This is a genomic window from Mycolicibacterium vaccae NBRC 14118 = CIP 105934 (assembly GCF_001552715.1).
Taxonomy (GTDB): Bacteria; Actinomycetota; Actinomycetes; order Mycobacteriales; family Mycobacteriaceae; genus Mycobacterium; species Mycobacterium vaccae.
Window position 1 is genome coordinate 1 of the sequence record NZ_BCRS01000212.1, and the last position, 9,143, is coordinate 9,143.

8 protein-coding genes and 2 pseudogenes are annotated in these 9,143 nt (G+C 69.2%); 5 read left to right on the plus strand and 5 right to left on the minus strand.

Annotated features, from left to right (window positions below; translation table 11 throughout):
* The 3 genes and pseudogenes from MVA01S_RS27030 to MVA01S_RS27040 form a co-directional block, all read left to right on the plus strand.
* A pseudogene (locus MVA01S_RS27030) lies at positions 1-609 on the plus strand (cobyrinate a,c-diamide synthase); the annotation flags it as partial.
* 23 nt (positions 610-632) lie between these two features.
* Complete coding sequence (gene cobA, locus MVA01S_RS27035; protein ID WP_003933185.1) at positions 633-1,841, plus strand: uroporphyrinogen-III C-methyltransferase; 1,209 nt, start codon at positions 633-635, stop codon at positions 1,839-1,841.
* Positions 1,842-1,874: 33 nt separating this feature from the next.
* A complete protein-coding gene (locus MVA01S_RS27040; protein WP_040542965.1) occupies positions 1,875-3,506 on the plus strand; it encodes an MFS transporter in 1,632 nt (543 codons plus the stop codon).
* Here MVA01S_RS27040 and MVA01S_RS27045 read toward each other — a convergent pair.
* Positions 3,503-4,153, minus strand: a complete 651-nt coding sequence (locus MVA01S_RS27045; RefSeq protein WP_003933183.1) for a class I SAM-dependent methyltransferase — start codon at positions 4,151-4,153, stop codon at positions 3,503-3,505. The genes MVA01S_RS27040 and MVA01S_RS27045 overlap by 4 nt on opposite strands.
* 52 nt (positions 4,154-4,205) lie before the next feature.
* Between MVA01S_RS27045 and MVA01S_RS27050 the strand changes: the two genes are divergently transcribed.
* The gene (locus tag MVA01S_RS27050) at positions 4,206-5,324 is read left to right on the plus strand and encodes a hypothetical protein (RefSeq protein ID WP_082762410.1); all 1,119 of its coding nucleotides are present in this window, start codon (positions 4,206-4,208) and stop codon (positions 5,322-5,324) included.
* A gap of 7 nt (positions 5,325-5,331) precedes the next feature.
* Here the strand turns inward: MVA01S_RS27050 and MVA01S_RS27055 are convergent, their stop codons facing one another.
* The gene (locus MVA01S_RS27055) at positions 5,332-6,024 is read right to left on the minus strand and encodes a glycine-rich domain-containing protein (RefSeq protein WP_144033083.1); all 693 of its coding nucleotides are present in this window, start codon (positions 6,022-6,024) and stop codon (positions 5,332-5,334) included.
* Positions 6,021-6,530 carry a hypothetical protein gene (locus MVA01S_RS27060; RefSeq protein WP_003933180.1) on the minus strand — a complete coding sequence of 170 codons (510 nt, stop codon included), beginning with the start codon at positions 6,528-6,530 and terminating at the stop codon, positions 6,021-6,023. The genes MVA01S_RS27055 and MVA01S_RS27060 overlap by 4 nt, the downstream gene beginning before the upstream one ends.
* A gap of 162 nt (positions 6,531-6,692) precedes the next feature.
* On the opposite strand from MVA01S_RS27060, the gene MVA01S_RS27065 reads away from it, so the two are divergent.
* Positions 6,693-8,450: a proline--tRNA ligase gene (locus MVA01S_RS27065; protein WP_003933179.1), complete on the plus strand. Its 1,758-nt coding sequence runs from the start codon at positions 6,693-6,695 to the stop codon at positions 8,448-8,450.
* Positions 8,451-8,456: 6 nt separating this feature from the next.
* On the opposite strand, the gene MVA01S_RS27070 is transcribed toward MVA01S_RS27065, so the two are convergent.
* Together MVA01S_RS27070 and MVA01S_RS27075 are read right to left on the minus strand one after the other, a co-directional pair.
* Positions 8,457-8,927 (minus strand): ferritin-like domain-containing protein, encoded by a 471-nt coding sequence (locus tag MVA01S_RS27070; RefSeq protein WP_040542964.1) that lies wholly within the window; start codon positions 8,925-8,927, stop codon positions 8,457-8,459.
* Positions 8,924-9,143, minus strand: a pseudogene (locus tag MVA01S_RS27075) (hypothetical protein); the annotation flags it as partial. The gene MVA01S_RS27070 and the pseudogene MVA01S_RS27075, both read right to left, overlap by 4 nt.

Consider the following 9,143-nt stretch of genomic DNA (forward strand, 5'->3'; position numbering starts at 1 on the left):
GTCGCGTTGGCGGCGGGCCGGGCGTTCTCCTTCGGCTACGCCGAGCACCGCGAGCTCCTGGCCGCGTGCGGCGCCGAGGTCGCCGACTTCGACCCGCTGACGGACCCGCTGCCGCCCGAGACGGCGGCGGTGGTGCTGCCCGGCGGCTTCCCCGAGGAGTTCGGGCCGGAACTGTCGGCCAACGACGCGGTCCGTGCGCAGATCCGGGCGCTGGCCCGGCGCGGCGCCCCGGTGCACGCCGAGTGCGCGGGACTGACCTACCTGGTCGACGATCTCGACGGCCACCCGATGTGTGGCGTACTCGCCGGGTCGGCGACGTTCACCGACTCGCTGACCCTGGGCTACCGCGACGCGGTGGCAGTAGCGGATTCCACCTTGCACACCGTCGGGGACCGGGTGGTGGGGCACGAATTCCACCGCACCACTGTGCGTTTCGCCGACGCCCAGCAGCCCGCCTGGCGCTTCACCGGCCGCGCCGGACAGGTGGTCGAGGACGGCGCCGTGGCCGGCGGCGTGCACGCCGGGTACCTACACACCCACCCTGCCGCGCACCCGCAGGCGGTTGCCCGCTTCGTTGCCGCCGCAGCAACCTCTAAGCTCGCCGGGTGAGTTCGGCGGACAACAGGAGCAGTGTGAGTTCCGAGAACGCCTATCTGGTGGGCCTGCGTCTGGCCGGCAAGAAGGTGGTCGTGGTGGGTGGCGGCACCGTCGCCCAACGGCGGCTGCCGCTGCTGGTCGCCAGCGGCGCCGACGTGCACGTCGTCACCAAGGCCGCCACCCCGGCGGTCGAGGCCATCGACGGGATCACCCTGACGCTGCGCGAGTTCCGCGACGCCGACCTGGACGGCGCCTGGTACGTGATCGCCGCCACCGACGACCCCGCGGTGAACGCTTCGATCGTGGCCGGGGCCGAACGCAGGCACGTGTTCTGCGTGCGTGCCGACATCGCCGTCGAAGGGACCGCGGTCACGCCGGCGACCTTCGACTACGAAGGGCTGTCGGTGGGCGTGCTGGCCGGCGGGGAGCACCGCCGGTCGGCAGGCATCCGCACCGCGATCCGCGAGGCGCTGCAGCAGGGCCTCATCGGGGTGGACAGTGCCGACGCGCCCGGGGTGACCAAGGGGACCGTCGCGCTCGTCGGTGGCGGCCCGGGCGATCCCGAGCTGATCACCGTGCGCGGTCGCCGGCTGCTCGCGCACGCCGACGTGGTGGTCGCCGACCGACTGGCGCCGCAGGACCTGCTGTCGGAACTGTCGCCCGACGTCGAGGTGATCGACGCGGCCAAGATCCCTTACGGCCGCGCGATGGCGCAGGACGCGATCAACGAGGTCCTGGTCGCGCGGGCGCGGGAGGGCAAGTTCGTCGTCCGGCTCAAGGGCGGTGACCCGTTCGTGTTCGCGCGCGGATACGAAGAGGTCATCGCGTGCGCCGAGGCGGGCATCCCGGTGACCGTGGTGCCCGGTGTGACCAGCGCCATAGCCGTGCCGGCGTTGGCCGGGATCCCGGTCACCCACCGGGGGATGACGCACGAGTTCGTGGTGGTCAGCGGACATGTTGCGCCCGATCACCCCGAATCGTTAGTCAATTGGGATGCATTGGCCGCGATGAGCGGCACAATCGTTTTGCTGATGGCCGTGGAGCGCATCGAGCAGTTCGTCCGAGTTCTGCTGGCAGGAGGTAGACCTGCGGATACCCCGGTTCTGGTGGTCCAGCACGGGACGACCTCGGCACAGCGGACTTTGCGAGCGACACTGGCGGACGCCCCGGAACGGATTCGGTCCGACGGCATCAGACCCCCGGCGATCATCGTGATCGGGGCCGTGGCAGGCTTCGGGGCTTAGAGGACTCTTAAGATTACTGTAGGGTAGCCGCTTATGACGGCTCTCAACGATGCGGAGCGTGCCGCCATCCAACGTGAGGCAGACGGCAAGGACAAGCGAGGCTCGAAGCGGGCCTCGAAGCGATCCCTGCCCGCTCGCGTGCCCGGCTCGGGGGAGACGGCGGGTGGCCGCGGCGGAGACGGAGCACGAACAAGCAGAACCCCGGCCTGGTTGCCGTCGCGGCGTTTCATCGCCGCGGTGATCGCGATCGGCGGCATGCAGTTGCTGGCCACGATGGACAGCACGATCGCCATCGTCGCCCTGCCCAAGATCCAGGACGAGCTGAACCTGTCGGACGCGGGTCGCAGCTGGGTCATCACGGCCTACGTGCTGACCTTCGGCGGTCTGATGCTGCTCGGCGGCCGGCTCGGCGACACCATCGGCCGCAAGCGGACGTTCATCGTCGGTGTCTCCCTGTTCACCATCGCCTCGATCCTGTGCGGTATCGCCTGGGACGAGACCACCCTGGTCACCGCCCGACTGCTGCAGGGCGTGGGCGCGGCGATCGCGTCGCCCACCGCGCTGGCGTTGATCGCCACGACGTTCCCCAAGGGCCCGGCGCGTAATGCCGCCACCGCGGTGTTCGCCGCGATGACCGGCGTCGGCTCGGTGATGGGCCTGGTCGTCGGCGGTGCGCTGACCGAGGTGTCGTGGCGGCTGGCGTTCCTGGTGAACGTGCCCATCGGCCTGCTGATGATCTACCTGGCCCGCAAGACGCTGCGGGAGACCAACCGTGAGCGCCTCAAGCTCGACGCCGCCGGCGCGCTGCTGGCGACGATGGGCTGTACCGCCGCGGTGTTCGCGTTCTCGATGGGACCCGAGGCCGGTTGGGTCTCGCCGGCCACCATCGGCTCCGGGATCGCGGCGTTCGGCTGTCTCCTGGCCTTCCTGTGGGTGGAGCGCAGCGCGGAGAACCCGGTCGTGCCGTTCGAGCTGTTCCGCGACCGCAACCGCGTCGCCACGTTCACCGCGGTGTTCCTGGCCGGTGGCGTGATGTTCACGCTGACCGTGCTGATCGGCCTGTACGTGCAGGACGTCATGGGTTACAGCGCGCTGAAGGCCGGTATCGGCTTCATCCCGTTCGTCATCGCGCTCGGTATCGGCCTGGGGCTGTCGTCGGCGCTGGTGTCGAAGTTCCCGCCGCGGATACTGGTGATCGGCGGCGGCGTGCTGGTGCTGGCCGCGATGATCTACGGCTCGACGCTGGACGCCGACATCCCGTACTTCCCGAACCTCGTACTGCCCATCACGATCGGCGGCCTCGGTATCGGCATGATCGTGGTCCCGTTGATGATCTCGGCGATCGCCGGCGTCGGCTTCGACCAGATCGGCCCCGTCTCGGCGATCGCGCTGATGCTGCAGAACCTGGGCGGGCCGGTGGTGCTGGCGATCATCCAGGCGGTGATCACCTCCCGCACGCTGTACCTGGGCGGCACCACGGGACCGGTCAAGGACATGAACCCGGCGCAGCTGCACGCCCTGGACCAGGGCTACACCCACGGCCTGCTCTGGGTCGCCGCAGTCGCGGTCCTCGTCGGCGGCGCGGCGCTGTTCATCAAGTACACCGCCGAGCAGGTCGCGCACGCCCAGGAAGTCAAGGACGCCATCGACGCCGGGGAGCTCTAACCCCGCTGTTCGGGTCTGCCCGGTGCGGGCTTCCCGACGGTCCACACGACAGTGGTCGCACCGCCGATGCGCTGCCACCGCGGACGCTCCAGTGGGTGGCGTGCGACTTCGACCACGCCGGGGAACAGCCGACCGACTTCATCGGGAAACACCGGATAGGGCGGACGGTTCCGGCGGCCGGCGTCGTACTCGATCGTGACGAGAAGAATGCGCGCGTCATCGGTGAGGTGGGCCCTCACGGAGTCGGCGTAGCGCGCGCGGTCGCGCGGAGAGACGGCGACGAGCGCGCCGCGGTCGACGGCGGCCTCATAGCTGCCGTCGAGGTCGAAGATGTCGCCCTGCAGGATCGTCACCCCGGCGCCCCGCCATCGGACGAACCTCCCGGCGCGGTCGAGGGACGGCACGACACCCCGGTCGGCGAAGTACTGCTTGCACGGGGCGGCGGCGATGTCGACACCGACAGGTTCGTAGCCGTTCGCTGCCAGCCAGGTCAGATCGGCCGATTTGCCCGACAGGGGAACCAGCACGCGACTGCCCGCCCGGACACCCAGCGATGGCCAGTGCATCTGCAGGGTCGGGTCGTGCGGTGAGCACCGAGGGACGCTGTCCGCGGCCCACGCCTCGTTCCAGAAGTCGGCGTCGCTCATCGCGCTACGCTCTACCCGCCGTCGACCGGCAGTGTTCGCCCACGGAGGCGCCGTGACCGTCCGCATCACCCTCACCGACGAAGAACTCCCACCGTCGGGTGATTTCATCGCGTTTCTTCGGCAATGGATTTCGGGTGCGCCGTTTGACGGCACGAGCTGGGCGCGGGACGGTCATGCCCGGGCGATCCGCGCCGGAACCGGTGCGTCCCGCCAGCAGGTGCTGCGCGACGTCAGCGCCCTGGTCGAAAGTGACGAGGGATCGAGACACCTCACCCGCGCCTACGAACTGTTCGTCGCGCTGCTCGTCGGGGACAGCGATGCCCTCGCCGCGATCCACGACAGATTCCGCTTCATCCTCGTCGTCGGCATTCCCCGCAGCGGCGGCAAGTACCTCACGAAGCAACTCTTCCGGGCACTCGGACACGATCCGAACACGGTGCCGGAGGTGCTCGGCCACGACGCCTATCCGGACGCCGGCCCCTGGCGCTTCGGCGAGGGCCTGGGCAGTGTGAGCCGAAACGGATGGACCACGAGCCTGCAGACGACGGCCGAGTACCTCACGATGGTGGAACTGTTCTTCGGCGCCGGCGCCGGCGCCGGCGCGCAGAGCGGGCACTCCGTCGTCGTCCCGAGCAAGGCGACGAAGGCTCCCTACGCGGCCGGTCTGTTCCGCTCGGCGTTCGGCGAGAACACCGAGGCCGTGGTCACCGTGCGCCACCCGGTACCGGCATGTGTGTCGACCTACGAAGCCTGCGGCGGTTACCCGCAGGACGGGCACTTCGCCGTGCGCCGCAACATCGAAAGATTCTGTGCCCGTGAGTTGATCGACCTCGGCTTCACCCGTAGTCAGATCAGCGAGATGGATTACTTCGACGCCTACCTGCGCTACTGGGAGAACTACCACTCGCGGTTGGCGATGAGCGTCGCTCGGATCTCGCCCACGCATACCGTCGTCGCGTACGGAGCGGACGCGTTCGTCGGTCACGCGCGCCGATTCGCCACCCGATTCGGCGCGGCCGACTGCCAGATCGAACCGTTCGCAGTCAAAGACCCGACGCTGTGGCGGACCGACTGGCTGGAGCGAGCCGAGCAGCCCATGAACCGGGTCGCGGCGCAGTGGGCCCGCGCCGGCTTGGAATTCCCGCTCGACGCCGTCCACGCCGCGTGGTGAAAGCCCGTTACGACGCGACACGGAGAAGCCGCTGCGCGACAAGAGTCGCCACGATGCCGATCCGTTCGTCGTCGGTCAGGTCACCGGGAAGTTCCCGGACGTAAAACGTCTTCGTCGACACCAGGAAACGCACGGCCTCGGCGGCGAGAGAATCGACGGAGAAAAGAACGCGGTCCGTGTCATCGACCACGCTCACCCGATCTGTCGACTCCGATGTCGTCAGGCGGCCGGCCTTCTCGTTGATGACCCGACGGTCGATCGTCACGCTGCGTTCGTCGAACCACTGATCCGGCAGTTCCTGCACGAACACTTCGCGATACCGGTCGGCAAACGCGTGGAACGACGCGTGCTGCATCTGCGCGCCGGAAGGCGTCGCGGGTGCGTTGTTCGGTCGGTGATGGACGAACTCGCCGAACGACCGCTCGCAGAACTGCGCGTACTCACCGGTGTAGAGCACGAACTGGTGCCACACCTCGTCGACGCGCGTGGAGTACATCTGCCAGGAGATGTGCGGGTCAAGTCGCGTCAGCACGAGGTACCGCTTCACCTCGGTGAAGAGCGCATCGGCATCGAAGGCGCTTTCGACGACACCGTCCTTCAACAATTTCTCGACGAGGTACGGCGCCGCGAAATTCAGCGCGTACGTGAAATCAGCGACATCTGCGGTCCGGGCGGTGACAGCAATGCTGCCTACCGTCATCGCGCGCCGCCCGTGGTGCACACACCGCAGCTTGAACACGGCGCGCACGATGCGCACACGGTGCAGTTCTCCGCCACGGTCGTCGAGGCCGGGAAGGACATGCGCAGACGTCCGCGGACCACGTTGACGGCTCGTCCTGCGTCCGGGCCCGCGCTCTCGGCCGGCGGTACGGGCACCGCGTGCTGCCTGCTCTTGAGCGTGCGCACCGGAACAGTGAGGACCGTATCCCCGTGAATGACCACATCGGCGTCGTTTCGTACCCACAGGATCGTGCCGCCGTGCGGCAGAACGGTCTCAGGGGCCGGCGCGGTGTCGACGATGTCGTCTTCGTCGATCTCGTAGTACAGATGGAGGAAGCCCAGCGTCGGATACAGGCGTACCGTGCCCGGCTTCTTGGCCGGGCCGACATATCCCCGCAGCACGCCGGCCTCGACGCCGTGTGACAGCAGCCGCGACAGCAGCGGGTTGACCTCGATCTTGTGTTTGGGCCCTTTCGCAGCCGACATGTGTCTCTCCATTCCCCCCGATATGGTCCGCGAAGACGTCGCGGCAAGATGACCTGATTTTAGAGCGGAGCCTCTGTTTTCCTGCGCTTTTTCGCGCGATCTCCCGTCCCGGGGCAGGCGCGGCCCGCTTCGGCATTCGACCGGTCAGTAAGGTGTTCGCCTGTGATCACCCGCATGTCCGAGCTGTTCCTGCGCACGCTGCGCGACGATCCGGCCGACGCCGAAGTCGCCAGTCACAAGTTGCTGATCCGTGCCGGCTACGTCCGACCCATCGGGCCCGGGCTGTACACCTGGCTGCCGCTGGGGCTGAAGGTGCTGCGCAAGATCGAGAACATCGTCCGCGACGAGATGAACGCCATTGGGGGACAGGAGATCCTGTTCCCGGCGCTGCTGCCCCGCGGCCCCTACGAGGTCACCAACCGGTGGACCGAATACGGCGACACGCTGTTCCGCCTCCAGGACCGTCGCGGCAACGACTACCTGCTCGGCCCCACCCACGAGGAGGTGTTCACCCTCACAGTCAAGGGCGAGTACTCGTCGTACAAGGATTTCCCGCTGCGGCTCTACCAGATCCAGAACAAGTACCGCGACGAGGCCAGGCCCCGCGCCGGCATCCTGCGGGGACGCGAGTTCCTGATGAAGGACTCCTACTCTTTCGACGTCGACGACGCCGGCCTGAAGAACGCCTATATCGCGCATCGCGAGGCGTACCAGCGGATCTTCGACCGGCTCAAGGTCCGCTACGTGATCGTCTCGGCGGTCTCCGGTGCGATGGGCGGCAGCGCCTCCGAGGAGTTCCTTGCCGAGAGCGAGGTCGGCGAGGACACGTATGTGCGCTGCGTGGAGTCCGGCTACGCCGCCAACGTCGAGGCCGTGATCACCGCCGCTCCCGACCCGATCCCGGCCGAACAGATCGCCGAGCTGCCGAGCGCCACCGTCCACGACACCCCTGACACCCCGACGATCGCGACGCTGGTGGACTGGGCCAACGGCGCTGACCTGGGCCGCACCGTCACCGCTGCCGACACGTTGAAGAACGTGCTGCTCAAGGTCCGCGAACCGGGCGGCGAATGGGAGCTGCTGGCCATCGGCATACCGGGGGACCGGGAGGTCGACGACAAGCGGCTCGGCGCGGCGCTGGAACCCGCCGAGTACGCGATGCTCGACGACGCCGACTTCGCGAAGCATCCGTTCCTGGTGAAGGGCTACATCGGCCCGAAAGCACTGCTGGCCAACGGCGTCCGCTACCTCGTCGATCCCCGGGTGGTGGACGGCACGGCCTGGATCACCGGCGCCGACGCGCCGGGCAGGCACTACGTCGACCTGGTCGCCGGCCGCGACTTCACCCCGGACGGCACGGTCGAGGCCGCCGAGGTCCGCGAGGGCGACCCGTCCCCGGACGGGGCCGGCCCGCTGGTCGCCGCGCGAGGCATCGAGATCGGGCACGTGTTCCAGCTGGGCCGCAAGTACGCCGACGCGTTCGCTGCCGACGTGCTCGGCGAGGACGGCCGCCCGGTGCGACTGACCATGGGCAGCTACGGCATCGGGGTGTCCCGGCTGGTCGCGGTGATCGCCGAACAGCATCACGACGAGTTCGGGCTGCGCTGGCCGTCGAGCGTGGCACCGTTCGACGTGCACGTGGTGATCGCGAACAAGGACGCCGAAGCGCGCACCGGCGCCACCGAGCTCGCCGCCGCACTCGACCGCCTCGGCGTGGACGTGTTGCTCGACGACCGGACCGCCTCGCCCGGCGTGAAGTTCAAGGACGCCGAACTGCTCGGCGTGCCGTGGACCGTCGTGGTCGGCCGCGGGTGGGCCGACGGGGTGGTGGAGCTCCGCGACCGGTTCACCGGGGACAAGCGCGAGGTCCCGGCCGCCGACGCGGCCGCACAGATCACCGCGGCGCTGACCGGGGGATAACGGGGTCTACTCGGCTCCGCCGGGGAACGCCACGGTGACCGACGGGTCGCCGCGCAGCACACGCCACCGTGCGGCGGTGATCGCGCACTCGGTCAGCGAGGTCACGCCCAGCGCCCGCACCGTCGGGTCGGCGGCCTGCTCGACGACCGCGCGCCATGCGACGGCGGCGTCCTCTTCCATCGTGATCGCGAGATTGACCGCGTCGGTCGGGGTGTCCACCTCCGAGGGCATCCGGTAGCCCGCCGCCGGCAGCGGGGCGTCGACACCGCGTTCGGTCAACAGCGCGATCGCCGCCTCGCGCCGCGCCCGGTGCTCGGCCATCGCGGCCGACACCAGATAGTTCACGTCGGGCGTGGAGTGCGCCGACACCAGCCCGTACCCGTAGATGGTGGCGTGCTCGGTGGCGACGGCGTCGAACAGCGCGCCGTCGGTCGGATCGTCGGGCCGGGACTGCGCCATCGGCGCCGGCGAGGTCATCGCCCACCCCCGGCACCGGCGAGCGCGACGGTGTAGGCGCAGGCACAGGACGCGGCGATCGAGGCGAGCAGCCCCGCCCGGTACCCGGTCAGCGCGCCCGCGGCCTGGGTGGCGCTGTCTGCGGAGGTCCGCAGCGCGCCGATGACGTCCTCGACGGTCGGTGCCGGCACCGACGCCGCCGACGACGGCGTCGTGCTGGTCGCGGCTGCGCTCGGT